The 24,214-nt window shown below is 72.4% G+C and carries 23 protein-coding genes; 9 read left to right on the plus strand and 14 right to left on the minus strand.

The window, feature by feature from the left end:
- Positions 1-263: 263 nt before the first annotated feature.
- From FHS13_RS03920 to FHS13_RS03930, 3 genes are all read right to left on the minus strand, one after another.
- Positions 264-818: a hypothetical protein gene (locus FHS13_RS03920; RefSeq protein WP_184287563.1), complete on the minus strand. Its 555-nt coding sequence runs from the start codon at positions 816-818 to the stop codon at positions 264-266.
- 83 nt (positions 819-901) lie between these two features.
- Positions 902-1,765, minus strand: coding sequence for an ABC transporter ATP-binding protein (locus FHS13_RS03925; protein WP_184287566.1), 864 nt, complete (start codon positions 1,763-1,765; stop codon positions 902-904).
- Positions 1,765-2,613, minus strand: coding sequence for an ABC transporter permease (locus FHS13_RS03930; protein ID WP_184287569.1), 849 nt, complete (start codon positions 2,611-2,613; stop codon positions 1,765-1,767). Before FHS13_RS03930 ends, FHS13_RS03925 begins: the two co-directional genes overlap by 1 nt.
- Before the next feature lie 478 nt (positions 2,614-3,091).
- Here FHS13_RS03930 and FHS13_RS03935 point away from each other — a divergent pair, with 478 nt between their 5' ends.
- Positions 3,092-3,838 (plus strand): IspD/TarI family cytidylyltransferase, encoded by a 747-nt coding sequence (locus tag FHS13_RS03935; protein ID WP_184287572.1) that lies wholly within the window; start codon positions 3,092-3,094, stop codon positions 3,836-3,838.
- On the plus strand, positions 3,835-4,608 hold the full coding sequence (locus FHS13_RS03940; protein WP_184287575.1) for a glycerophosphodiester phosphodiesterase: 774 nt from the start codon (positions 3,835-3,837) through the stop codon (positions 4,606-4,608). The genes FHS13_RS03935 and FHS13_RS03940 overlap by 4 nt, the downstream gene beginning before the upstream one ends.
- A 510-nt stretch (positions 4,609-5,118) precedes the next feature.
- On the opposite strand, the gene FHS13_RS03945 is transcribed toward FHS13_RS03940, so the two are convergent.
- Positions 5,119-6,114, minus strand: coding sequence for a glycosyltransferase (locus FHS13_RS03945; RefSeq protein ID WP_184287578.1), 996 nt, complete (start codon positions 6,112-6,114; stop codon positions 5,119-5,121).
- 164 nt (positions 6,115-6,278) lie between these two features.
- Complete coding sequence (locus FHS13_RS03950; RefSeq protein ID WP_184287581.1) at positions 6,279-6,518, minus strand: TM2 domain-containing protein; 240 nt, start codon at positions 6,516-6,518, stop codon at positions 6,279-6,281.
- A gap of 308 nt (positions 6,519-6,826) precedes the next feature.
- Here FHS13_RS03950 and FHS13_RS03955 point away from each other — a divergent pair, with 308 nt between their 5' ends.
- The 3 genes from FHS13_RS03955 to FHS13_RS03965 all read left to right on the plus strand — a co-directional run bounded on the left by FHS13_RS03955 (position 6,827) and on the right by FHS13_RS03965 (position 10,516).
- Positions 6,827-8,299 carry an LCP family protein gene (locus FHS13_RS03955; protein WP_184287586.1) on the plus strand — a complete coding sequence of 491 codons (1,473 nt, stop codon included), beginning with the start codon at positions 6,827-6,829 and terminating at the stop codon, positions 8,297-8,299.
- 25 nt (positions 8,300-8,324) lie between these two features.
- Entirely contained in the window at positions 8,325-8,951 is a 627-nt protein-coding gene (locus tag FHS13_RS03960) for a YIP1 family protein (RefSeq protein ID WP_184287589.1), read from the plus strand.
- 233 nt (positions 8,952-9,184) lie between these two features.
- Positions 9,185-10,516: a nucleotide sugar dehydrogenase gene (locus FHS13_RS03965; RefSeq protein ID WP_184287591.1), complete on the plus strand. Its 1,332-nt coding sequence runs from the start codon at positions 9,185-9,187 to the stop codon at positions 10,514-10,516.
- Positions 10,517-10,565: 49 nt separating this feature from the next.
- Here FHS13_RS03965 and FHS13_RS03970 read toward each other — a convergent pair whose 3' ends face one another.
- A complete protein-coding gene (locus FHS13_RS03970; protein WP_184287594.1) occupies positions 10,566-12,074 on the minus strand; it encodes an MFS transporter in 1,509 nt (502 codons plus the stop codon).
- A gap of 69 nt (positions 12,075-12,143) precedes the next feature.
- Here FHS13_RS03970 and FHS13_RS03975 point away from each other — a divergent pair, with 69 nt between their 5' ends.
- Positions 12,144-12,716: a TetR/AcrR family transcriptional regulator gene (locus FHS13_RS03975; protein ID WP_184287596.1), complete on the plus strand. Its 573-nt coding sequence runs from the start codon at positions 12,144-12,146 to the stop codon at positions 12,714-12,716.
- A 63-nt stretch (positions 12,717-12,779) separates the two neighbouring features.
- Here FHS13_RS03975 and purE read toward each other — a convergent pair whose 3' ends face one another.
- Together purE and FHS13_RS03985 are read right to left on the minus strand one after the other, a co-directional pair.
- A complete protein-coding gene (gene purE / locus FHS13_RS03980; protein ID WP_184287993.1) occupies positions 12,780-13,280 on the minus strand; it encodes a 5-(carboxyamino)imidazole ribonucleotide mutase in 501 nt (166 codons plus the stop codon).
- A gap of 32 nt (positions 13,281-13,312) precedes the next feature.
- Positions 13,313-14,470, minus strand: coding sequence for a 5-(carboxyamino)imidazole ribonucleotide synthase (locus tag FHS13_RS03985; protein WP_184287599.1), 1,158 nt, complete (start codon positions 14,468-14,470; stop codon positions 13,313-13,315).
- A gap of 319 nt (positions 14,471-14,789) precedes the next feature.
- Here FHS13_RS03985 and FHS13_RS03990 point away from each other — a divergent pair, with 319 nt between their 5' ends.
- Positions 14,790-15,281, plus strand: coding sequence for a GtrA family protein (locus FHS13_RS03990; protein WP_184287602.1), 492 nt, complete (start codon positions 14,790-14,792; stop codon positions 15,279-15,281).
- A gap of 5 nt (positions 15,282-15,286) precedes the next feature.
- On the opposite strand, the gene FHS13_RS03995 is transcribed toward FHS13_RS03990, so the two are convergent.
- Positions 15,287-16,291, minus strand: a complete 1,005-nt coding sequence (locus FHS13_RS03995) for a CPBP family intramembrane glutamic endopeptidase (RefSeq protein ID WP_343064888.1) — start codon at positions 16,289-16,291, stop codon at positions 15,287-15,289.
- A 407-nt stretch (positions 16,292-16,698) separates the two neighbouring features.
- Between FHS13_RS03995 and FHS13_RS04000 the strand changes: the two genes are divergently transcribed.
- On the plus strand, positions 16,699-17,838 hold the full coding sequence (locus FHS13_RS04000) for an Mrp/NBP35 family ATP-binding protein (RefSeq protein ID WP_184287608.1): 1,140 nt from the start codon (positions 16,699-16,701) through the stop codon (positions 17,836-17,838).
- A 66-nt stretch (positions 17,839-17,904) separates the two neighbouring features.
- On the opposite strand, the gene FHS13_RS04005 is transcribed toward FHS13_RS04000, so the two are convergent.
- From FHS13_RS04005 to sigE, 4 genes are read right to left on the minus strand one after another with little or no spacing between them, the layout of a single operon-like run.
- On the minus strand, positions 17,905-19,350 hold the full coding sequence (locus FHS13_RS04005; protein WP_246404391.1) for a S1C family serine protease: 1,446 nt from the start codon (positions 19,348-19,350) through the stop codon (positions 17,905-17,907).
- A 52-nt stretch (positions 19,351-19,402) separates the two neighbouring features.
- Complete coding sequence (locus FHS13_RS04010; RefSeq protein ID WP_184287611.1) at positions 19,403-20,458, minus strand: sigma-E factor regulatory protein RseB domain-containing protein; 1,056 nt, start codon at positions 20,456-20,458, stop codon at positions 19,403-19,405.
- Complete coding sequence (locus FHS13_RS04015) at positions 20,455-21,111, minus strand: zf-HC2 domain-containing protein (RefSeq protein WP_184287614.1); 657 nt, start codon at positions 21,109-21,111, stop codon at positions 20,455-20,457. Before FHS13_RS04015 ends, FHS13_RS04010 begins: the two co-directional genes overlap by 4 nt.
- Positions 21,108-21,707, minus strand: coding sequence for an RNA polymerase sigma factor SigE (gene sigE, locus FHS13_RS04020; protein ID WP_184287617.1), 600 nt, complete (start codon positions 21,705-21,707; stop codon positions 21,108-21,110). The genes FHS13_RS04015 and sigE overlap by 4 nt, the downstream gene beginning before the upstream one ends.
- Positions 21,708-22,084: 377 nt before the next feature.
- Here sigE and FHS13_RS04025 point away from each other — a divergent pair, with 377 nt between their 5' ends.
- A complete protein-coding gene (locus FHS13_RS04025) occupies positions 22,085-22,615 on the plus strand; it encodes an O-methyltransferase (RefSeq protein WP_343064899.1) in 531 nt (176 codons plus the stop codon).
- Between the two features lie 52 nt (positions 22,616-22,667).
- Here FHS13_RS04025 and FHS13_RS04030 read toward each other — a convergent pair whose 3' ends face one another.
- Positions 22,668-24,152 (minus strand): leucyl aminopeptidase, encoded by a 1,485-nt coding sequence (locus tag FHS13_RS04030; protein ID WP_184287620.1) that lies wholly within the window; start codon positions 24,150-24,152, stop codon positions 22,668-22,670.
- Positions 24,153-24,214 lie beyond the last annotated feature (62 nt).

Consider the following 24,214-nt stretch of genomic DNA (forward strand, 5'->3'; position numbering starts at 1 on the left):
GCTGCGGCGGGTGACCGCTGTCAAGCGTACGGAGAACAGGGGACGGGTGCGTCGGAGGCCGCTTCCGTGGCCACCGGGTCTTCCTGCTCGTTCGGGGGGCGGCACGGTCGGCACGAGTCTGTCGGGGCAGCCGCCGCAGGACGTCTCGGGACCAGTCCAGACAGTACCAGGGCGGCAACCGGTGCGAACAGGGTAATGCCTGGCAGCCCTCCCCCGCCCCGCGGCGGGACGGGGGAGGGCCGCCGGACCGCCCGCGGCGGCGGTCAGCGGCGGCTCCCCGCCGGGTGGACGAGCACGGCGGTGACGGCGAGGACGCATCCGGTGATGACCGCGGCGAAGGCCGCCCTGGGGTCCCACAGCGTGGCGGCGACCGCGATCACGAGGAACCGGACCGGTTGGGGGAAGGCCAGAACGCGGAGGGCGCCCTCCCGGTCCCGGCTCGAGAGGAGCGAGTCGCGCAGGGCCAGCGCCACCAGCGCCCCTGCCGCCCATCCCCACGAACCGGGGACCCCGGCCAGGGCCCCTCCCACGGCCAGGCCGAGGTAGACGACGTACTCCCGCAGCTGGGACAGCATCGCCACGAGCCACGGGGCGGGGACCCCGCGCCGGTGGGAGCGCATGCGCGCCCGGGCCACGTCGCAGAACAGGACCGCCCCGAGGAGGGCGGACCCGGCCAGGGCCCCGACCGGATCGGTCCGGGTGAAGCAGAGCGCGGCGCCGGCCGCCACCACGACGCCGAGGCGGGCCGCCCCCTCGGGAGTGGCGCGTCTGCGTTCCAGGGTCCGCGCGGTCGACCGCGCGGCGCCGGTGTCGGCCATGGGCGTGCCCTCTCAGGTTCCGGTGAGAGTCACCGTTTCCCACGGAGTGTGGTCGTTCAACCACTGACACGCCCCGGCCGGGGTCAGGCCGCCTGGCCGCCGTCCTTGCCCCCGGTCCCGTCCTTCTTGGCCTTCTTGGCCGCCTCGGCCTTCTTGCGCTTGGCGATCTCGGCCTTGGTGTCCTCGTTGTAGGCGGCCAGGGCCGCCTCGATGTCGGTGTCCAGGGCCAGGCCGCCGTCCCTGATGTAGAGGCCCCGGTCGCAGAACCTGCGCAGGTCGCCCTCGTTGTGGGAGACCAGCACCATCGTCCGCTGGTTGGCCAGCATCCGCTCGATGGCCTCGTAGCACTTGCGCTTGAACGCCTTGTCACCCACCGCGAGCACCTCGTCGACCAGCATGATCGGATGCTCCAGCTGGGAGATCAGGGCGAAGCCCAGGCGCACCTTCATACCGCTGGAGTAGTGCCGCACCGGGGTGTCGATGAACTTCGGCTGGATCTCGGCGAACTCGATGATCTCGTCGAAGCGCTCGTCGATCTGCTTCTCGGTCATGCCGTGCAGGGAGCCGACCAGGTACACGTTCTCCCGGCCGGTGAGGTTGTCGTTGAACCCCGCCCGCAGCTCCAGCAGAGGAGCCACCTTGCCCCGCACCTGCACCTCGCCCTCGTCGGGGAGGAGGACGCCGGCGATCAGCTTGAGGAGGGTCGACTTCCCGGTGCCGTTCTTGCCGACGATGCCGACGCACTCGCCCCGGGCGATCTCGAAGGACACGTCGCGCAGCGGCCAGAACTCGTCGCCCGCGGCGTTGGGGTCGCGCTTGGTCCCGTGGATGAACATCTCGCGCAGGCTGCGCTTGCGACGGCGGTTCACCGCGAACTTGACACCGAGCCCCTTGGCCTCGATGACCGGCCCGCTCCCGAGCTCGGCGCCGTAGTCGGTCTGCGCCATCACAACTCCTTCAAAACGGACATCTCCAGACGGCGGAACGTCCAGTATCCGATGACGAGCACCAGAAGCGAACCCACCACCGCGGAGGTCAACGCGATCGGGCCGGGTGTCAGCTCCTCGAAACCGGAGAACCACACGGCCCGGTGCATCTCGAAGATACCGAGCAGGGGGTTGATCTGGTAGGCGGTCTTGAGCCACTCGGGCACCTGGTCGGAGTCGAGCACCATGAGCGCCGGGTAGAGGATCGCCGATCCGTAGAACAGGATCCGGGAGGCGATGCGCACCAGGCGCTCCACGTCGCGCACCAGGACGTTGATCGAGGACAGCAGCAGGGTCAGGCCGAGGCCGATCACGAACTGCAGCACCACGGCCAGCGGCAGCCAGAGCAGCACGCCCTCCCACGACGGGCGGCCGCCGAGGAAGAACACGAAGAGCAGCAGCACCGGCCACGTGAGCAGGTACTCGACGAACTTCGTGCCCACCGTGGCGATCGGGAAGATCTCCCGGGGCACCTTCATCGTGGTGATCAGCTTGGAGTGCGTGATCATCGCGCGCGGCGCCTCGTTGAGGATCGCGCCGAAGGTCGTCCACGGCAGGATCCCGGCCACCAGGAAGAGGAGGAAGCCGCCCTGCGCCATCGCCTCGGCCGGCATGTCCCGGTCCGCGTTCAGGACGACCCCGAAGACGAAGAAGTAGACCAATGTCAGAGCCAGCGGCTCCAACATCGTCCACGCGTAGCCGAGTATGGACTGCTGGTACTTGACCTTCAGGTCGCGCCGGACCAGGAGGCCGACGACCTTCCGGTGCTCCCAGACGGCCAGCGCCCTTGACGCCACCGCCACCTCCAAGAATTGAGATTCTCGTCCGGTCCACGACGTGCCGGACAGGCGTGATTCGTACTCGCCTGCGCGCACGGACCGGCACACGCGGTCCGCCCCGTGCCCGGTCCCTGTACGACGGGGGGTGTGTCCGGGGACCCGGGGGATGTCATGGACCGCGCCCGGCTCCACGACCGAATCAGGGGAGATCTGTACCGGGCACGCCAAACAGGCGTCCATAGGTTACCGCTGTGACGGCCGGAGTGCGCCCACCGAGCTGCCGCACATCCGTATCCCGAATGTGACCTCCCGAACCCTGCCGGGCATCCGCTAGCCTCACGGCGGGGAAACCCGGGTCCGGGACGTGGGCATTGTCACGCGGTGCGCAGGGTCTGTCGCAGAAGAGTGAGTTCGCGCCCGGTTCGTTGCCCGCGGGGGTCTCCTGTATCGATTTCCCTTCGATTGGGAGGGTGGCCGTGAGAGCTGTGGAAGAGCAAGAGGTGAGGGCATGGGCCCGCGCGTGATCGCGGCGGTTCTGGCCGGAGGGGTCGGTGCCCGGATGGGCGCCTCCTTCCCCAAGCAGTTGCTGCCCCTGGAGGGCAGGCCGATCATCGAGCACACCGTCGCCGCGTTCGAGGCGTGCCCGGACGTGGACGAGGTCGTCGTCCTGATGGTGGCCGAGCACGTGGGCCGGGTCGAGGACATCGTCGCCGAGGCCGGGTTCACCAAGGTCAGCCGGGTGCTCCCCGGCGGGGCCACCCGCACCGACACCTCCTGCGCCGCGCTCGCCGCGATGGAGGGCGCCGCGGACACCGACATCGCCCTGCTCCACGACGCCGCCCGCCCGCTGGTGCGGCCCGCGACGATCAGCGCGTGCGTGTCGGCGCTGGCGGAGGCCAACGCGGTGGGGGTGGCGGTGCCCAGCTCCGACACCGTGGTTCGGGTCGCGCCGGGGCGCGGCGGCGAGGCGATCGCCGAGGTTCCGCCGCGCTCGCAGCTGCGCCGGATGCAGACGCCCCAGGGCTTTCGGCTGGGGACCGTGCGCCGGGCCTACGAACTGGCGACGGCCGACCCGGACCTGGTCGCCACCGACGACTGCGGCGTCGTCCTGCGCTACCTGCCGGAGGAGGAGGTCCGGATCGTGCCGGGTGAGGAGACGAACATCAAGGTGACGAACCCGGGAGACGTGGAACTCGCCGAGACGCTGCTGCGCCGGCTGCGGAACGCGTCCGTTCCGGACGGGGGTCGGGCATGAGCAGGGTCTTCTCCGCCACCGAGGTGATCGGGCACCGGGGCGCGGGCCGGGGCGTGGTGGACGGCGCCCGGGAGAACACCCCCGCGTCCTTCGCCGCCGCGGTGGCGTCCGGCGCGGACTGGGTCGAGATCGACGTGCGCCGCACCGCCGACGACGAGCTGGTGCTGTACCACAACGCCGCCCTGGACGACGGGCGCATGATCGTGGACCTCTCCGCCGAGGAGTGCCGCGCCGCCGGTCTGGCCGGCCTGGCGGAGGGGCTGGCGGCGATTCCGGCCGGAACGGGCCTCGACGTCGACGTGAAGACGGTGATGGAGGACGCGGTCGACGCCCCCTCGCGGCGGACCGTCTCCCTGCTGATGCCCCACCTCCGCCGCGAGGCGGCGCGGCGCCGGGTGTTCGTCTGCTCGTTCGACCCGGGGGTCCTGACGGCGGTCCGCGACGGCGCCCCGGAGGTGCCGACCGCGTGGATGCCCTTCGTCCGCAACCCCCTGGACCAGGCGGTGGCGGGGGCCGTCGGCCTCGGCTGCCCCGTGGTCGCGGTGGACGTGCGCTCCTTCGGCCTGACCGGGGACGGCTCCCTGCCCGGCCGCCGCCCGGTGGCGTACACCGTGGACCTGGCGCACCGGGCAGGCCTGGAGATGGCCGTGTGGTGCCCCGACCCGGCCGAGGCCGCCCTCCTAGCCGAGACCGGTGTGGACGCGGTCGTGGTCGACGACGTCCCCGGCACGGTCGCCGCCCTCGAAAGCAGCCCCACCCTCCAACCGTGAGGCCGCCCCCGAAGCACAGCCCCCAGCAGACCCACCCGAGCCCTCAAGGCGCCCGAACAAGGGAGCTGCGGCCGCAGGCCGTCCGTCGAGGGTGGTGGCGGGCGACGGGCGGGCTGAAGCGAAGCGGAAGCCCAAAGCAAGCACAGGGGCGCCGGCGGGGTTCTGCAGGAGCGGAGCGAAGCGCCGGTCACCCGCAAGCACACCCGCGCCCCAGGGGGTGTGCCGTGAGGGCGCCGGCGGGGTTCTGCAGGAGCGGAGCGAACATCCGAGGAACGAGGATGTGAGCGCAGCGACGAAGAACCCCGCCCCAAAGGCGCCCGAGCAGGGGCCGAAGCGAAGCGGAGGCCCCAAAGCAAGCACAGTGAGCGCAGCGACGAAGAACCGCGCCCGAAAGGCGCCCGAACAAGGGGGCTGCGGCCGAAGGCCGTCCGTTGAGGGTGGTGGCGGGCGACGGGCGGGACGAAGCGAAGCGGAGGCCCCAGGCAAACACAGCGGAGGCCCCAAAATAAACTAGGCCCTGGCGGCCTGGGCGGTACGGGAGTCCGAGCCGAGGCCGGGCGGGCTGGTGATGAAGCCCGCGCCCCATGACATGTGCATGATCGCCAGGGCCACCGGGATCAGCGGCAGGCTCGCGGCGGGCAGGCCTCGGCCCAGCGGCACCGAGGCGAGCACGATCAGGGCGGCGTAGGCGGCGGGCACGAGCCACAGCGGCCAGAGGAGGAAGCCCCCGAGCAGCCCGGCGACCACTCCGGCCAGGGCGATCGGCGGGGCGAGGTAGCGCAGGTTGATGGTGCCCTTGTGCTGGCGTGCGACCACCCGCCGCCAGCGACCGTAGTGGAAGTACTGCTTGGCGAGCAGGCGGACGTTGCGGCGGGGGCGGTAGGACACGCGCATGCGCGGCTGGAACCACACCGTTCCACCGGTCTGGCGGATGCGGTGGTTCATCTCCCAGTCCTGGGCCCGCAGGAAGGCCTCGTCGTAGCCGCCCACGCGCTCCAGCGCGGAGCGCCGGAAGACACCGAGGTAGACGGTGTCGGCGGGGCCGCCCTCGCCGCCGGTGTGGAAGCGGGCGTTGCCCACGCCGATCTTGGAGGTCATCGCGGCCGCGACGGCCTTCTCCCACGGGGTGGTGCCCTCGGCCGCCATGATGCCGCCGACGTTGTCGGCCCCGGTCTCGCGCAGGGTCTCCACCGCCACACGCAGGTAGTCGGACGGCATCATCGCGTGCCCGTCGATGCGGGCCACGATGTCGTGCGAGGAGGCCCCGATGGCGGCGTTGAGCCCTGCCGGGGTCTTGCCCGTGGGGTTGTCCACCACCTTGACCCTGGGGTCGGCGGCGGCCAGCGCGTCGGCGACCTCGCGGGTGCGGTCCGTCGAGGGCCCCACACCGAGCACGACCTCCAGGTCGCCGGGGTAGTCCTGGGCGAGGACGTGTTCCACCGCCGCGGCGAGGTGGCGCTCTTCGTTGAGTACGGGCATGACGACGGAGACTGGCGGCCAGGACACGGGCACTTCCCAAGATCAAGACGTGTCGGAACGACGGGGTACGCGGCCACAGCCGTACGGGGCGCATCGGCGTGCGACGGCGGGGTGTACGCGCGTCAACGGTACTGCACCCCCGGGCCCGGCCGAACGGGTCGGCCGGGCCCGGGTGGAAGGGCCTGTCGGTCTCAGGCGGTGCGTCGGATCGGACGGCCCTGGGCGTCCTTGAAGTTGCCGACGATGACCATGATCAAGTCGATCAGGGTCCAGATGCCGAGGGCACCGCAGGTCAGCAACATGAGGACGCCGGTGCCGATCTTGCCGACGTAGAAGCGGTGGACGCCGAAGCCTCCGACGAGGAAGGTGAGCAGGAGGGTGACGAGCCAGTCCTTGTCGGAGACCGGTTCCGTGGGGTAGTGCGCAGCCATGCGTGCAGCTCCGTGGAAGGGGACCGGGGAACGAAACACGAATTCCGTCTCCGTGTCCGGGGGAAGACAGGGGGTCGAGGAGAAATCCTCGCGTTCCCTGAAAGCCGTACGGCATCCTGTCGCCGCACGGCGGGAAATGAAATTACCAGAGTCCGGCCAGATGGACGCATCCGGGGAAAGCACATCTCCGGATACACCGGAAGGCCGAAAAGAAAGACAACACGCCGAGGTCCGACATCCTGCTCCCTTCGTGGGATCAGGTGACAACCTAGGGGTAAAGACACCGTGACCGGGGTGGGACGGGGACGATGAACGACGACAGCGGAGGACCGCAGCGACCTGGTGCGGACGCGTTCCGGCGCGAGCGCTCCCAGCCCCTGCCCCCCGAGGGGCGCCGGTCGCCGAGATCGGGTCGGATCACCGTGCCGAGCCGGGCCGTGCGGCGGCGCCGCACGGGTGTGGTGCTGATGGCGGCCCTGTCCGTCCTGGTCCTGCTGGCGTCGGGCACCTCGTGGGCGTTCACCGGCTGGATGTCGGGGGCACTGAACCGGTTCGACGTGTTCGGCGGCCTGACCGAGGGGGACCGCCCCGAGGCGACCGGCGGTCTGACCTTCCTGGTGATCGGCTCCGACAGCCGGGAGGACGAGAGCGGTGAACTCGGCGGCGGCGCCTCCGAGGGCCGCCGTTCCGACACCATGATGCTGGTGCGGCTCAACCACGAACGCGACCGCGTCACCGTCGTCGGCATTCCGCGCGACCTGTGGGTGGAGATCCCGGGCGAAGGCAGCAACAAGATCAATGCCGCCTACTCCTTCGGGGGCCCGCAGCTGGCCGTGCGGACCGTGGAATCCGTCACGGACGTGCGGATCGATCATTACGTGGAGGTGGACTTCGCCGGATTCGTGGACGTGGTCGACGCCCTGGGCGGAATCCGGGTCTGCCTGCCCGAACCCATCCACGACCCCAAGGCGAAGCTGGACATGGCGGCGGGCACCCACGAGGTGGACGGGACCGGCGCCCTGGCCTTCGCCCGCACCCGGGCCACGACACACGGCGACCTGGACCGCATCGACCGCCAGCAGCAGGTCCTGGCCGCGATGCTGGACCGGGCCCTCGACACCGAGACCCTGTCCGACCCCGCCAAGTTGACCGCGTTCCTGGAGAGCGCGCTGTCGTCGGTGACCGTGGACGACGGCCTGGACACCTCCGCCCTCAACGACCTCGCCTACCAGATGCGCGACCTGGACCTGTCCGCCGTCGCCTTCACGAAGGTCCCCATCGCCGACATGGACTACCGGACGCCGCACGGGGACGTGGCCCTGCTGTGGGACGAGCCCGCGGCCCGGGAGCTGTTCGCCGCGGTCCGCGCGGACCGGCCCGTCACCGAACCGGAGGAGGACTCCCCCGAGGTGCGCCCCCAGGACCTGAGCGTGCGGGTGTTCAACGCCACCGCGACCTCCGGTCTGGGCGCGCAGCTGGACGCGGCACTGGAGGAGGCCGGTTTCGGGGTGGCCGCCCCCGCGACCAACTGGGACGGCAGCGGCGTCGACATCACCCAGGTCAGGTACGGTCCCGAGGACGCGGAGGCGGCCGAGTACCTGTCCTCGCTCGTCCCCGGCTCCGAGGCCGTCGAGGACGCCACCCTGGCCGGTGAGCTGCAGATCGTGATCGGTGCCAACTACACGACGTTCGACTCTCCCGGGTCCGGGACCGCGGCGCCGGAGGGGGAGTCCTCCGGCGCTCCGGAGACCTCGACCGCCCGGGACAACATCTGCGGGTGAGATCCCCGCGAAGGAGGGTGCTTCCGTGCTCCGCCATCTGGCAGGCCTGCTCGCAGGTGTCGCCCTGGCCCCTGTGCTGTGGATTGCCGTCGCCTGGGCCTCGGGGTCCCTGCCCCGGCTCGTCGAGGGCGAGGTGTCCTTCGCCTCCGTGGCATCGGCCGCGGTGCTGTGCCTGGCGGGCTTCGCCGCCGCCTATGTGGCGGCGGCGAGGATCTCTCCCCTGGCCGCCGGGGCGTCGGGGGCGCTGCTCACCGCCCTGGCCCTGTGGCCGGCGGTGCACCCCGCGTCGATGGGGAGTGCGCTGTCCTGGCTCAACGACGAGAGCTCCCTGTACCCGGGCGGCCCCGGCACGGGTACGGCGCTGCTGCTGGGCGCACTGCTGCTGTTCTCCGCGGCGGTCCCGTCCCGCTGGCGGACGGCTGTCCCCGCCGCCCCCGCGGCGGCCCCCGAGGTCTTCGGCGTCCCCGAGGACACGGAGCCCCCGGCACCGGTGCCCGACACCGTTCCGCAACCGCCGGAGGTCCCGCCGACCGTGGTCGTGGACCCTTCCTCCGCGGGCGATCCGAACAAGACCACCACTCCCTTCGTGCGCGACGAGAGCGGTACTGTGTGGGCGCCGCTGAACCCGGACGCGGGAGGGGAGACACGCTGAGCCCCTCCGGTACGGAGTGTGCCCGGACGCGGCGGTAACCTGAGCGCCTGACTGTTCATGTCGTGTTCGGTCGTGCGCCACAAGGCGGCGCGTAAGGTGATGCTCCGCACCACCGGGTGCTTCTCTGGTGGCCAAAGCATGTCCGATTTCTGCCCTCAAGCGGCGTGGTGACCGGCTCCGGCGGGCATCATCAGCAGCACGAGGGCGGATGGAAGCGGGGAAGGACACAACCAGTGGTCGAAGCGGACCGTATGCGCGTCTCCGTCATCGGTACGGGGTACCTGGGCGCCACCACCGCGGCCTGTCTGGCCGAGATGGGCTTCGAGGTGCTCGGGCTCGACGTCGACAAGGCCAAGATCGACACGCTCCGCGCCGGCAGCGTGCCCTTCTACGAGCCCGGTCTCGACGAGCTCCTCGAACGGAACCTCCAGGCGGGCCGCCTCGGTTTCACGACCTCCTTCGCCGAGGCCGCCGCCTTCGCCGACCTGCACCTCATCTGTGTGGGCACGCCCCAGCAGGAGGGGTCCGGCGCCGCCGACCTGCGCTACGTCAACTCCGCGGTGGACCAGCTGGCCCCGCATCTGACCCGGCCGTCCGTGGTCGTGGGGCGCTCCACCGTCCCGGTGGGCACCGCCGCCACGCTGGCCGCGCGCCTGGCCGCGCTGGCACCTGTCGGCGAGGAGGCCGAACTGGGGTGGAGCCCGGAGTTCCTCCGTGAGGGCTTCGGGGTGGAGGACACCCTGCACCCGAACCGGATCGTCCTGGGCACCGACTCCCCGCGGGTCGAGAAGGCCGTGCGCTCCCTGTGGCAGCAGCAGATCGACGAGGGTGTCCCCTTCCTCCTCACCGACCTGCAGACGGCCGAGCTGGTCAAGGTGGCGGCCAACGCCTTCCTGGCCACCAAGATCTCCTTCATCAACGCGATGGCGGAGGTGTCGGAGGTCGCCGGCGCCGACGTCATCCAGCTGGCCGAGGCGCTCTCCTACGACGACCGGATCGGCGGCAAGTTCCTGGGTCCGGGTCTGGGCTTCGGCGGCGGCTGCCTGCCCAAGGACATCCGCGCGTTCATGGCCCGTGCGGACGAGCTGGGCGTGGAGCCCGCGCTGTCGTTCCTGCGCGAGGTGGACGCGATCAACCAGCGCCGCCGCGCACGCACCATCGACATCGCCCGCCAGCTGATCGGCGGCAACTTCGCGGGCAGCACGGTCGCCGTGCTGGGCGCGGCGTTCAAACCCAACTCCGACGACATCCGGGACTCGCCCGCGCTGGACGTGGCGGCCACGATCGCCTCGCTGGGCGCCCGCGTGACGGTGTACGACCCGCAGGCCCTGGAGCGGGCCCGGCAGGAGCACCCGGAGCTGAACTACGCGGACTCCATGCTCGCGGCCGCGGCCGGCGCCGACGTGGTCCTGCTGCTCACCGAGTGGCAGGAGTTCCGCGAGGCCAACCCGGAGGCCCTGGGCGAGGTCGTGGCGGACAAGCGGATCGTGGACGGGCGCAACGCGCTCGACCCGACCTTCTGGCGCTCGGCCGGCTGGACCTACCGGGCGCTGGGCCGGCAGTAGTCCCCTCTTCCGTGCCCCGGCACCGCAGTGCGGTGCCGGGGCCGTTCCGTCACTCGGAGGCCTCGGGGCGCAGCCCCCGCAGGGCCACCGCGGCCAGGAGGGCGACCACCGCCAGCACCGCCGCCCCGGTGAGGGCCGCGGTGGTGAGTCCGTCCGTGTAGGCGGTGAAGGCCGCTTCCAGCAGAGCGGCCGGGTCGGCCGCCCGCGGAGCCTCGGACAGGGCGCCCGCGACCGTCTCGGCCGCCGCCCCGTCCACCTGCGGCAGTGCCTCCCGCACCCCCGTGCGGTAGGCCGCGGCCGCGACCGTGCCCAGAACGGCGATGCCCAGCGCGGCACCGAACTCGCTGCTGGTCTCGGCGACCCCGGCCGCCGATCCGGCCCGCTCGGGCGGCGCCGCTGCCAGGACCAGCGTGTTGGCGAGGGTCGCCACGATGCCGATGCCGAAGGTCAGCAGGGTGTAGCCGCCGATGATCAGCGTGAGCGGGTCGTGCGGCTCCACCGTGCCCACCACCGCGAACCCGCCCGCGCCCACGAGCAGGCCCGCGGCCATGAGGAGCCCCGGGCGCACACGCGCGGAGAGCGTTCCGGCCAGGACCGCCCCCAGCACGGTGCCGGCCATGGTCGGCAGGGACCACAGTGCGGCCTGGAGCGGGCCGAGGCCGTGCACGGTCTGCAGGAAGGTCAGGGTCAGCAGGCCCAGCCCGGCGGTGGCGAAGGCCACCGCGGTGTTGCCGCCGACGGCCGCCGTGAACGCGGGCCGGCTGAAGAGCGTGATGTCCATCAGCGGGTGCGCGGCGCGGCGCTGCCGGAGGACGAAGAGCGCCAGCAGGAGGACACCTCCCGCGAGGGCGGCCAGGCCCCAGACGTCGGCGCCGTGCTCGGTGAAGCGCTTGAGCGCGTAGACCAGGCCGAGGACGCCGACGAGCGAGGCGGCCGCACCGGGCAGGTCGAATCCGGCGGCGCCGCTGCCCCGCGACTCGGGGACCAGGAACGGGGCCGCGGCCACCAGCAGGGCCATGAAGGGCAGGTTGACCAGGAAGACCGAGCCCCACGGGAAGAACTCCAGGAGTGCTCCGCCGAGGATCGGCCCGGCGACGGCACCGCCGGTGAAGGCCGTGGTCCAGGCGGCGACCGCGGTGCTGCGTCGGCGAGGGTCGGTGAACATGTCCCGGATGAGGGAGAGCGTGGAGGGGGCCAGCGTCGCTCCCGCCACCCCGAGCAGAGCGCGCCCGGCGATGAACAGTTCGGCGGTGGGGGCGAGGGACAGCAGTGCGGAGGCCGCTCCGAAGAGCAGGGCGCCGCCGAGGAGCAGCTTGCGGCGCCCGATGCGGTCGCCGAGCGCGCCCATGGTGACGAGGAGTCCGGCCAGGACGAAGCCGTAGATGTCCATCATCCAGAGCCATTGGGCGGAGGTGGGGGCGAGCGCCTCGGTGATGGCGGGCGCGGCGACGAAGAGGACCGAGAGGTCCATGGACACCAGGAGTGCGGGAATCAGCAGGAGGGCCAGTCCGACCCAGGTGCGGGCGGTGGCCCGGCTTTCGGAGGTCGCGGTCGACATGCCTTGATCGTACGTACGTCAAAATCTCGCGTCAATATGTACGTACGTACAAAATGCTAGGGTGGAGCCATGAGCCAACGCGAGGACCTCCTGGCCGGCGCCCGCAAGTGCCTGGTCGAGAAGGGCTACCACAAGACCACCGCGCGCGACATCGTCGCCGCCTCGGGCGCGCACCTGGCCTCCATCGGCTACCACTTCGGGTCCAAGGACAACCTCATGAACGCCGCCGTGCTGGAGGCGACCGGCGAGTGGGGCGACGTCTTCGAGAGGGCCGTGGTGGCCTCGCGCGCCGAGGCGCCCTCCAAGCGGCTGCGGGCCCTGCTCTCCTCGCTCTTCGAGACGCTCCCCGAGCAGCGTGACCTGCTGGTGGCCAGTGTCCAGGCCTACACCCAGGCCCAGTTCGACGCGACGGTCCGCGAGGCCCTGGCCGCGGGCATCGCCGAGGGGCGGCGGGAACTGGCCGCGCTCGTCCTCGACGTGCCCTCCGACGAGGTCGACAACGCGACGGCCGCGGGCACGGGATCGCTCCTGTACAACCTCATCACCGGATACGTCATCCAGTACCTCGTCGATCCCGGTGCTCTCCCGACCGTCGACCAGGCGATGGAGGGGCTGCACTCCCTCCTGCGGTCGGACGGCTGAGAGCACGGAACGGCCCCGGAGGCCCGCCGCGGGGCGGGTCCGGGGCCGAGAGCACCGGTCGGCCTACCTGCCGAAGCCCGTGGGGCGGTCGCCCGAGGCGGCCTCACGGCGCAGGCGCTCGCCCTTGGCGTGGGCCTGCTTCCTCAGGTCCTCCTGGAAGGCGGCCATGCGGTCGGCCAGCTCGGGGTCGTGCGCGGCCAGCATCCGCACCGCCAGCAGGCCCGCGTTGCGGGCCGCGCCCACCGCGACCGTCGCCACCGGGACACCGGCGGGCATCTGCACGATGGACAGGAGCGAGTCCATGCCGTCCAGGTACTTGAGCGGTACCGGAACGCCGATGACCGGGAGCGTGGTCACCGAGGCGAGCATGCCCGGCAGGTGGGCGGCGCCGCCCGCGCCGGCGATGACCGCCTTCAGGCCCCGCCCGGCGGCCTCGGCACCGTAGGAGATCATCTCGTGCGGCATCCGGTGCGCGGACACCACATCGGCCTCGAAGGGAACGTCGAACTCGCGCAGCGCCTCGGCCGCCTCGCGCATCACCGGCCAGTCGGAGTCCGATCCCATCACGATGCCCACGGCCGGGGCCTGGCTGTTGCTCACTGGTCGTCTCCTCGCAGGTGGTCGGCGGCGGCGCGGGCGCGCCGCAGCAGGTCGCGGTGGTCCTCACCCGTCACCGTGACGTGTCCGATCTTGCGGCCGGGGCGCACCTCCTTGCCGTAGAAGTGCACCTTGACCTCGGGGTCCTGGGCCATGACGTGCAGGTAGCGGCGGTAGACCTCGGGGTCCTCGCCGCCCAGCAGGTTGGCCATGACGGTGAAGGGCGCGTTGGTGCGCGGCGAGCCCAGGGGCAGGTTCAGCACCGCGCGCAGGTGCTGCTCGAACTGGGAGGTGCGGGCGCCTTCGATGGTCCAGTGACCGGAGTTGTGCGGGCGCATGGCCAGCTCGTTGACGACCACGCCGTCCTCGGTCTCGAACAGCTCCACGGCCAGCATCCCGGTGACGTCCAGTGCCCGGGCGATCTCGATGGCCAGCTGCTGGGCACGAAGCGCCTTGTCCTCGGACAGCCCGGGTGCGGGGGCGATCACCTCGTGGCAGACGCCGCCCCGCTGGACGGTCTCCACCACCGGGTAGACGGCGACCTGCCCGTGCGGGGAGCGCGCCACCTGGACCGCGAGCTCCCGGCGGAAGGCCACCTTCTCCTCCACCAGGAGGGGAACGCCCTCGGCAGCGGCGCGTTCGACGACCGCGCGGGCCTCGGACCCGTCCCCGACGACCCACACGCCCTTGCCGTCGTAACCGCCGCGGGAGGCCTTGATGACGACCGGCCAACCGGTCTCCCGTGCGAACTCCTCGACGTGTCCCGGCTCGGAGACGGCCCGCCAGCGCGGAGCGGGCGCGTCCAGTTCCGCCAGGCGGGTGCGCATGCTCAGCTTGTCCTGGGCGAAGCGCAGAGGGGCGCGGCCCGGGCGCAGGAGGCCCCCCGCCTCCTCCACCGCGCGCAGGACGTCCTCGGGCACGTGCTCGTGGTCGAAGGTGACCACGTCCTGGGCCTTGGTGAAGGCCAGGACGTCCTCGAGCCCGCGGTCGTCGCCCAGGGTGACACTGCCGCAGACCAGTGCGGCGCTGTCGGCCGGGTCGGCGGCCAGCACCGAGAAGTCCACCCCGAGGGCGATGGCGGCCTGGTGGGTCATCCGGGAGAGCTGCCCGCCTCCCACCATTCCCACGCGGGGGACAGTGCGGTTACGCTCGCTCACAGTTCCTCAACTCACATGCTCGACAACCGCGGTGAGGGGCGGCTCCCGCACACCACGGGCGACCGGAGCGGCCCGGAGCCGGCGGCCGGGGCCTCGCCTCCGGTCAGAGTCTAGGGTGTGTCCGGTGGACGCCGCCCGTCACGAGCGGTGTGCCGGTGCGTTTCTCCCGGGGCGGGAGGGGACGTGGCGGTTCCCCGGCGGCCGGCCCGGACGCGCTGGGGAACGTGCCGGGGCGCCGCACCTCGGGGCGGCCGTCCGCCGGACACGCCCTGGTGACCGGTTCTCCGGCGCCGCCCCCCGCACCGACTGGAGGCAGAACATGCGCGCGTTCCTCTCCCGGCACCCACGGGCGGCCGGGCTCGCCGCGGAGGTGGGCAGGTTCGGCTCCGTCGGCGCCCTCGCCTACGTCGTGCAGATCGCCTCGACCAACCTGCTGTGGGGCGTGGTCGGCATGGGCCCGCTGGCAGGCCAGGTGCTGGGCACGCTGCTGTCGATCGCGGTGGCCTTCACGGGCAACCGGTTCTGGACGTTCCGGGACCGGGCCCGGACCGGCTACGGGCGCGAGACGCTGCTGTTCCTGGCGATGAACGGCGTGGGGATGCTCATCCAGCTGGCGTGCCAGGGGTTCTCGGTGTACGTGCTGGGCCTGGACGGCCCCCTGGCCCAGAACATCGCGGGCAACGTGGTGGGTGTGGGGCTGGGTACGCTGTTCCGCTTCTTCTCCTACCGCACCTGGGTGTTTCCCCGGTCCCGGCCCCCGGGGACGCCGTCGGACGGGGCCGCCGAGGGCGCCGGGACCCACACTCCTTGAGCACCTCAGGAGCGGGCGCTGACGCGGCGCACGTTCCGGCGCCGGGCAGCCCACAGCACCGCGATCGCGTACAGGGCGGTCTGGGCGAAGGTCAGGAGGAGGACCAGAGGCGTGCCCGAGCCGAGCGGCAGGCCCGCGCCGACGACGGCGCCGGTGCCGATCTCCGCGGTCCTGCCCTCGAAGGCGCAGAGCGTGAACTGGATCAGGCCGGCGACCATGTGCAGGCCGATGGCGGCCTCCAGCCCCCCGGTGTACCAGGTGAGCCAGGACATTGCCAGGCCGAACACCGCCAGCGAGGCGGTGGTCCACAGGTCCCCGGGGTGGGTGGCCGCGTAGACCGCGGCGAACAGGACACCGCTGGCCGTGACGGCCGTGAAGGGCGACCGCAGGACACGGGCGGCCGCGCCGTCGCCGCCGGGTTCCCCCGGCCGCGGGCCGAGCGCCCCGACCATCTGCATGAACAGGCCGCGCGTGGTGATCTCCTCGGCCGCCGTCTGGAACGGCACCAGCAGGAGGACGACCGCCATGACCGCGGCGAAGACCACCTTTCCCCCGGCGTCCTCGTTGGGCACCAGTTCGGGCCGGAGCAGTTCGGCCAGCAGCAGGAAGGCCGCCGCGCACACGGCCGCGGGAGGAATCGCCAGGGCGGTGCACAGACCCAGCCAGCGCCATCGCACACGCCCCTCGACCGACAGCAGCGTCCCGGTCCGGCGCCACTGCACCACGCGCACGAGGAACAGCACGATGGGGGCCAGCAGCGCCACGCTGAGCAGGCCGAAGGCGAGCTGGCCGATCTCGCTGAGGGGTGAGTCCGAGATCAGGCTGTTGCCGCCCAGCACGGAGACCAGCGTGGTGGCGAGGGCGATGCCGACCCCCAGGAAGAACAGCAGGACGGCGAACGCCAGCAGGGTCAGGGGCAGGGTCCACCAGCGGTAGTGCCGGGTGCGACCGAGCCTGTGATAGAACTCACCCCCGGGAATCTCCGCGGGGGTGAACTGGCTGGTCCGCACGGGCCTCGGCGGCGGCCAGGCCCACACGCCCCGATCGGCCTCCGAACGCCCGCCTGGGGACGCCTCGCTCCCCCCTCCCGGCGGGTCCGCCCACGTCTGCTCCTGAGCATGCTCCGTCCGTCCCTCCGGCCCCTTCGGGGCGGAGGGCCAGGAGGAACCAGGCGGTCGCGACGCATTTCCCATCGTGGGCCGAGACTACTATCCGGCCATGTATCGCCGACGTTAAGGCCGCGTCTCCATCAGGTGGTTACCCTCCGGAACGGTCCTTTGCTCCACTTTTCCACCCTTGTATCCCTTGACGGGAGCCGGTGACCGGAATAGGGAGGCGCCCTTCCCGGTTGGAACAGGTGGGCCGGTGAGAGACACCACTGGCCAGGTTCTGTCCCCGCTGACCTACGATTGGCTACATGTCCTCCACACCAACCACCGAGCAGGTGCAGAAAGCCCTGTCGACGGTGCACGACCCGGAGATCCGCCGTCCCATCACCGACCTCGGAATGGTCAAGAGCGTCGACATCGCCGACGACGGTTCCGTCCGAGTCGGCATCTACCTCACGGTGGCGGGCTGTCCGATGCGCGGGCGCATCGAGAAGGACGTGACCGAGGCGGTGACCAAGGTCGCCGGGGTCACCTCCGCCAGCGTCGAACTCGACGTGATGAGCGATGAGCAGCGCAAGGAGCTCCAGACCAAGCTGCGGGGCGGCCAGGCGGAGAAGGAGATCCCCTTCGCCAAGCCCAACTCCCTCACCAAGGTCTTCGCCGTCGCCTCCGGCAAGGGCGGCGTCGGCAAGTCGTCCGTCACCGTGAACCTGGCCGCGGCCCTGGCCGCCCAGGGCCACAAGGTCGGTGTCGTCGACGCCGACATCTACGGGCACTCGGTGCCCCGCATGCTGGGGGCCTCGGACTTCCCGACCAAGGTCGAGGACATGATCCTCCCGCCGACCGCGCACGACATCAAGGTCATCTCGGTCGGCATGTTCACCCAGGGGAACCAGCCGGTGGTCTGGCGCGGTCCGATGCTGCACCGGGCTCTCCAGCAGTTCCTGTCGGACGTGTACTGGGGAGACCTGGATGTCCTCCTGATGGACCTGCCCCCGGGCACCGGTGACATCGCCATCTCCGTCGCCCAGCTCCTGCCGGGCGCCGAGCTGATCGTGGTGACCACCCCGCAGCAGGCCGCCGCCGAGGTCGCCGAGCGCGCGGGCGCCATCACCGCCCAGACCCACCAGCGCGTGGCGGGCGTCATCGAGAACATGTCGTACTACACGCCTCCGGGCAGCGACGAGAAGGTGCACCTGTTCGGCGAGGGCGGTGGCCAGACGGTCGCCGACGCCCTCACCAAGACGCTGGGCGCCCAGATCCCGCTGCTGGGCCAGGTTCCGCTGGACACCCGCCTGCGCGAGGGCGGGGACGAGGGCAAGCCCCTGGTCCTGACCGACCCCGAGGCGGAGGCCTCCAAGGTGATCTCCTCGATCGCCGAGAACCTGGTGGGCCGCCCGCGCGGGCTCGCGGGGATGCAGCTGGGCATCTCCCCCACCAAACGCTAGGCACCCCGTACGGAACGCGGCCCCGGCATCTCGCCGGGGCCGCTTCGTATGTGCCGCTCCCGTGCGTCAGTCGCTCGTGGAGCCGAGGACGATACTGGTCTCCCGGGGCTCGCCGTCGCGCTCGTAGCGAAGGCCGACCTCGTCGCCCGGCATGCGGTCGCGCAGCATCGCGAGAAACTCCTGGCCCGAGTGCACCCGGTTGCCGGCGAAGGAGACGATGACGTCTCCCGAGCGCAGGCCCGCCTCGTCGGCGGGGCCGCCCGGCTCGACGGCACCCGTTCCCTCGGCCACGACCGCGCCCGCGATGGGGCTGTCGAGGTCGATGTCGGCGCCGATGTCGGCATAGGTGGTCTCACCGTTCTCGATGAGCCGGCGGACCACGCGTTCGGCCTCGACCGAGGGGATGGCGAAACCGAGGCCGATGTTGCCCGCGGCCTCTCCCATGTAGCCCATGGTGACGATCATCGAGTTGACCCCGATGACCCTTCCCTGCGTGTCCACGAGAGGGCCGCCGGAGTTGCCGGGGTTGATCGCCGCGTCGGTCTGGAGCGCGTAGAAGCGGCTGGCGTCGGGGCCCTCGCCCGAGGTCACCGGCCGGTTGACCGCGCTGATGATGCCCTGGGTGACGGTCCCCGTGTAGCCGAGCGGGGCGCCGATGGCGATCACCTCGTCACCGACGACGACCTGTTCGGAGTCGCCGAACTGCAGGGGTTCGACCTCGACCGGTTCGTCGAGCGACAGGACCGCGAGGTCGGAGCTGGGGTCCGCACCCACGACCTCGGCGGTGGAGAGGTTGCCGTCGCTGTACTCGACGAGGATGCCGTCGGCCTCCAGCTCGCTGGAGACGTGGTCGTTGGTGACGACGTAGTTCCCGTCGATGACGAACCCCGACCCGCTGGTGAGGACCGTGCGGCCCGCGCTGCTGATGGAGACCACGCTGGGACCGACCCGCTGGGCCACGCCCGCGATGGTGTCGGGGTCGCGCGGAGGTGCCTCGGGAGGAGGTTCGTTGTTGGCCGGGCCCTCCTGCTCGGGCACGACCTCCTGCCGGGCCGGGCCGGTGGCGAGTACGCCCACGGCCCCGCCCGCGACGCCCGCGACGAGGGCCGCGGCGAGCATGCAGGCGAGCGCCGCCCACAGGGGGATCCTCCGCCCGCCCGGCCGGGCCGGGGCCGGCTGTCCGATCGGAGGAGGAGGCCCGTCCGGCGGGGCGCCGCCGAAGCGGCCGGCGTTCTGCTCGCGGGGCGGCCCCGGGGGCCGCGGCTCGCCCCCCGGATGCGGAGCGGTCAGGGCCGGACCCTGGGGCCCCTGACGCGGCGGGCCCTGCGCGGCGCGGCCCTGGGTCGGTCCGGGGGCAAGGGGCGAGCCGCCGGGGGCGGTGCCCGGAGGCCTGTGCTGTTCGGCGGAGGCGGGGCCGGTCGGCTGCGGTGCCCCACCGGATCCGGGGGGTGGACCTCCGGTCGGCGGGATCGGCCGCTCGGGTCCGCCGGGGCCGCCGTGTTCCTCACTCAAGACCTGCTCCGTATGTCGCTGTGGCGTGTCGGCCGGGCCCGGTCCCGCCGGCCTACAGGAAGCCGAGCCGGGCCATGCCCCGCCGCACCCGGGACCAGAACCCGGAGTCCTCCGGGCCGGGGAGGGCCGTCACCGCGGACGAGGCCAGACCCGCGGGGGCGTCCGCCAGCACCGTGAAGACGAATCCGTCCGCCTGCCACACGCTGTGGTACCGGCCCGTGTCGCCACCGGGGATCGTGTCGTGCTGTGGTGTGACGCCGCTTCCCCCCGTCCCGGTTCCGAGGTATCCGTTCCGGAGCACAGCGGGGCTTCCCGTGTCCAGTCTCCCACGCTGGATGAAAACGGACACCTGGGAGAGCCCGTCGGAGTAGACCGCGTGGATGACGCGCTGGTCCCCGTAACTGGTGCTGCGGGCGTCGACCAGGCACAGGTTCCAGGCGAGGCGTTCGGGAAGGACCCATCCCTGTTCGCGCAGCTCCTCCCGTTCCCCGCCGGTGAGGACGTCACCCCAGGGCTCGTCCCCGGAGGCGTGGTCGGGCCAGTGCTCGTCGCCCATCTCCAGGCCGGTCGTGCGAAAGCCCAGGACGCGCTCGCCCCGCTCGCCGTACACGGAGCTGCCGAGCAGTACGCCGGTGCCGGCGTCCACCCAGAACCGGCCCGCGGCCGTGCCGTCGGCGCGCAGGGCCTCCACCAGGTGGGCGTTCCGCCCGCCCAGCTCGTCCCTGCCCGCGTCGCGGACGGCGTAGACGTCCTCCAAGGTGCTCAGCAGGCTGTCGTCGAGCGCCTGGAGAGAGGAGTCGCGGACGACCAGGGCGTCCTCCGCGCCTTCGAGGGGCAGGAGGGCGATGCCGTCACCGGGGCGGTTGACCACACGCACCAGGAGGTCGCTCTCCCCGTCCTCCCCGGTCACCTCGCGGACGGCGCTGTAGGCGACCTCGTCCGCCGCCTCCGCGGCGCGGCGCAGCACGGGCATCCCGTCGTCGGGGCCCTCGGCGGGTACGTCCCCGGCGTCGGGAGAGACCGCTCCCGCCAGAAGGAGGACGCACAGCAGTGCCAGGGCCTGGAGAGGAGCCGGCGCGGTACGCGCGGAGGGGTTCCCCGCCCTCACCGCTCAGCCGGTGCGGGACCGGCCTCGTCCGCACCGCCGACCTCGTCCGCACCGGTCCCGGCCACCGTGAAGTGGCGGCTGGTGACGGCGTGCTCGAGGGCGAAGTCGGCCAGGCGCGGTTCCACCACGGGGGCCTCCTCGGTGCTGCCCCCGGCCACGAAGGCGCTGCCGAGCAGCGCGGTGGCCACGGCGATCCCCGCGACGGCGTAGCGGCCGCCCGGGAAACCGGGGAAGAGGTGGGGGAACCGGTCCGTGCGGCGCCGGGAGGACCGCCCCGGGGCGGAGGTCCGCCCGCCGGCGTCCGGTGCCGGATCCACCGCCGGCACCTCGCCGGGAAAGCCTCCGAGCGGGCGTGAGGAACCCAGGGGCGCGCTGGAGCCGAAGCTCCCGGGCGGTGGCCCCGGAGGGCCTCCGAAGGGCCCTCCGCCGACGCCGGGGTCCCGGGAGAGGCCGGCCAGCCTGCCCATGAAGTCGTGGTCGGGTTCGGGCTCGCACAGGCCGTGGAGCCGTCTCTTGAGACGGCGCAGCATGTCCGCCTCGAACCGGCAGCTCTCGCACTTGGCGAGGTGGATGAGGGCGGTCTCGTGCTCGTCGGGCCCGAGTTCTCCGTCGACCAGCGCGGAGAGCCGTTCCCCCAGGTGGTCCCTACTCACTCCGCCTCCCCGTTGGTCGCGTTCGCGCCGTCCTTCTGCCGCTGGGCCGCAGCCAGGCTCCGCCTGTGTTCCAGGGCCCGGCGCAGCTGGGCGCGGCCCCGGTGGATGCGGCTGCGGACGGTGCCGAGCTTGACGCCGAGCGTTGCGGCGATCTCCTCGTAGGAGAGCCCCTCGATGTCGCAGAGGACCACGGGGGCGCGGAACTCGGCGGGCAGGGCGTCCAGGGCGGCCTGGATGTCGGCGTCGAAGTGCCGGTCGTCGTAGCGCTGGGCGGGCGAGGGTTCGCGGCCCTCCAGGCGCTCGTCGGCGTTCTCGGCCAGGCCCTCGAAGCGGATCCGGGCCTTGCGCCGGGCCGTGTCGAGGAAGAGGTTGGTGGTGATGCGGTGCAGCCAGCCCTCGAAGGTACCGGGGGTGTAGTTGGCCAGGGAGCGGAACACCCGGATGAAGACCTCCTGGGTGAGGTCCTCGGCGTCGTGCCTGTTGCCGGTGAGCCGGTAGGCGAGCCGGTACACCCGAGGGGAGTGGGTGCGGACGACCTCGTCCCAGCTCGGCGGTTCCCATGCCTCGAATTCGACGGCTGAGCCGGATTCTGGCACCGCTTCTCCCTTCCTTCCGTCGATGCGCCGACCAGTCCCGGGGGGAGTACTGCTTCGTGGCGATCAACGTACGTTCATCCGGGTTCAACGCCGCAGGGCGCCCGTTAAGTTCCGTTTCCCCGCTCGGAGTTGGTACCGGATCGCGTTAGGCTTCTGGCGGGGCAGCGACCATCCTTCCACGTTGGGTGACCATCTGCTGGTCAGCCCGGCCCCGAACGCGTCGACAGCAGCGGGAGGCCGTCATCGCCGGCACTGGAGAGACAGCGGCCCGACCCACCTGGGCCGGGGCGGAGCAGAGCAGGTTCGAGCAGGAGGCCCTCGCCGACGGCCCCCTCGCCGATGCCTACGACGCGGGCAACCGGTCCACGGCACCGCCGGTGGCGCCGGCCGCGGGTGCGGCGCTGCGCTTCCTCGCGGCCTCGACCGGGGCGCGCTCCGTGGTGGAGATCGGCACGGGGTGCGGCGCCTCGGGACTGTGGCTGCTGCGCGGCATGGCCCGTGACGGGATCCTCACGACGGTCGACGCCGACGCCGCCCACGTGGACCGGGCGCGCTCGGTGTTCACCCGCGCGGGCTTCGGGGTCGGCCGTGCCCGGCTGATCTGCGGGACGGCCCAGGAGGTGCTCCCCCGGTTGGCCGACGGCGGTTACGACATGGTGTTCGTCGACGCCGATCCGGTGTCCTACCCCGACTTCCTCGCCGAGGCGATGCGGCTGCTGCGCCCGGGGGGCATGGTGGTCCTGCACGGCATCCTGGCCGGCCCCGCCGGTCCGGACGGACCCCTGCGCGTGCCCGATCCCGCCGAGGCGGCGGTGCACGGCACGGTCCGCGCGGTGCGCGAGCAGGAGGACCTGGTCCCTCTCCTGCTCCCCCTCGGCGAGGGGCTCCTGGCCGCCATCCGCCCCTGAGACGCCCTCCCGGGGCGGCGGACCCCTGTGACCGCCGCCCCGCGGTCCGGCCCTACAGCCCCGAGAGCCAGCGCAGGAGGGTCCGGGTGGCGAAGGCGGTCCCGCCCTTGCTCAGGATCCCGTCCTCACGCGTCGAGCGGCCGGGGCCCGCGATGTCGAGGTGGGCCCACGGCAGGCCGCCGGTGAACTCGCGCAGGAAGAGCGCGGCGTCCGTGGCGCCCGCCGGCCCGAACTCCCCGCGGGTACCGATGTTGGCCAGGTCCGCGACCCTGGACCGGAGGGTCTCGGTGTAGGCCTCGACCAGGGGCATCCGCCACAGCGGCTCCCCCGCCTCCTCGGAGGCCGCCAGGATCTGGGACGCGAGGTCGTCGTCGGTGCTGAAGAGCGCGCCGGTGCCGCTGCCCAGCGCCACCCTGGCGGCGCCGGTGAGGGTGGCGACGTCCACCAGGAGGTCGGGCTCCAGCCGGTCGACGGCATAGCCCAGGGCGTCGGCGAGGACCAGCCGCCCCTCGGCGTCGGTGTTGAGCACCTCGACGGTGGTGCCCGAGTAGGTGGTGAGGACGTCCCCGACCCGGGTGGCGTCACCGGAGAAGGCGTTCTCGGCCAGGGCGAGCAGGCCGGTCACGCGCACGGGGGCGGACACGGCCGACAGGGCGGACAGCACGGCGAGGACGATCGCCGCTCCGCTCATGTCGGTCTTCATCAGCGCCATGTTGTCGGTGGGCTTGAGCGAGAGGCCGCCGGTGTCGAACGTGATGCCCTTGCCGACGAGCACGACGTGCCGGTCGGCGTTCTCGGGGACATACGAGAGCTGAACCAGGCGCGGAGGCCTCGGAGAGCCCTGGCCGACGCCGAGGATCGCGCCGAAGCCGCCCTCCTCCAGCTCCTTCTCGTCCCAGACCCGCACCTCCAGGCCGCCGCGTGCGGCCGCCTCGCGGGCGCGCTCCGCCATCCAGGCGGGGTCCTTCTCCTGGGAGGGCGTGTTGATGAGGTCGCGGGCCAGAGCGGCGGCAGCGGCCAGGTCGCCGCCCCGGCGCAGGGCCGCCTCCGACCCCTGCGCCCCGACCGCCTCGACCACGGGGGCCGGGCGCTGGTCGGCGGGCCTTTCCTGGCTCTTCATGTCGAAGGTGTAGGAGGCGAGCAGCACGCCCTCGGCGAAGGCCGTGGCGGCGGCGTCGCCGGCGCCGGTCCAGGCGAAGGCGACGCGCTCCCGGCCGCGTGCAGACCGGGCCAGTGTCGCCCCGGCCTTCCGGAGGTCGTCGGGCGAGCCCGAACCGACCCCCAGAAGTGCCAGTCTGGCCAGGCCCTGCTCCCGTGCCACCGGGAACTGGGCCCACTCCCCGGCCTTGCCGGTGAGCGAGTAGTGCGTGAACAGGTCTGCGAGCGGCGCCGGGAGGAGCCGTCCGAGTCCGCCCTCGCCCACCCCCTCGACCGCTGACGGTCCGCCGTCCCCCGTGGTGACGGGGAGGACCAGAAGGTCCGCGGAGGAGTCGGTGAGGGTTCCGGTGACGGGGTGGATCTCCGTGGCGAATGGCACAGGCCGCTCACAATCGTTCACTCGTTGTCGAGACTTCTGCCTCGGGGGGTGTCAGGGCCCTG

Source organism: Nocardiopsis algeriensis (genome assembly GCF_014203695.1).
Taxonomy (GTDB): domain Bacteria; phylum Actinomycetota; class Actinomycetes; order Streptosporangiales; family Streptosporangiaceae; genus Nocardiopsis; species Nocardiopsis algeriensis.

Excerpts from the sequence above, each read along its gene's own strand:
- FHS13_RS03920 (WP_184287563.1), bottom strand. The coding sequence starts at position 818 with ATGGCCGACACCGGCGCCGCGCGGTCGACCGCGCGGACCCTGGAACGC.
- FHS13_RS03925 (WP_184287566.1), bottom strand. The coding sequence starts at position 1,765 with ATGGCGCAGACCGACTACGGCGCCGAGCTCGGGAGCGGGCCGGTCATC.
- FHS13_RS03935 (WP_184287572.1), top strand. The coding sequence starts at position 3,092 with ATGGGCCCGCGCGTGATCGCGGCGGTTCTGGCCGGAGGGGTCGGTGCC.
- FHS13_RS03940 (WP_184287575.1), top strand. The coding sequence starts at position 3,835 with ATGAGCAGGGTCTTCTCCGCCACCGAGGTGATCGGGCACCGGGGCGCG.
- FHS13_RS03950 (WP_184287581.1), bottom strand. The coding sequence starts at position 6,518 with ATGGCTGCGCACTACCCCACGGAACCGGTCTCCGACAAGGACTGGCTC.
- FHS13_RS03955 (WP_184287586.1), top strand. The coding sequence starts at position 6,827 with ATGAACGACGACAGCGGAGGACCGCAGCGACCTGGTGCGGACGCGTTC.
- FHS13_RS03970 (WP_184287594.1), bottom strand. The coding sequence starts at position 12,074 with ATGTCGACCGCGACCTCCGAAAGCCGGGCCACCGCCCGCACCTGGGTC.
- FHS13_RS03975 (WP_184287596.1), top strand. The coding sequence starts at position 12,144 with ATGAGCCAACGCGAGGACCTCCTGGCCGGCGCCCGCAAGTGCCTGGTC.
- purE (WP_184287993.1), bottom strand. The coding sequence starts at position 13,280 with ATGGGATCGGACTCCGACTGGCCGGTGATGCGCGAGGCGGCCGAGGCG.
- FHS13_RS03990 (WP_184287602.1), top strand. The coding sequence starts at position 14,790 with ATGCGCGCGTTCCTCTCCCGGCACCCACGGGCGGCCGGGCTCGCCGCG.
- FHS13_RS04000 (WP_184287608.1), top strand. The coding sequence starts at position 16,699 with ATGTCCTCCACACCAACCACCGAGCAGGTGCAGAAAGCCCTGTCGACG.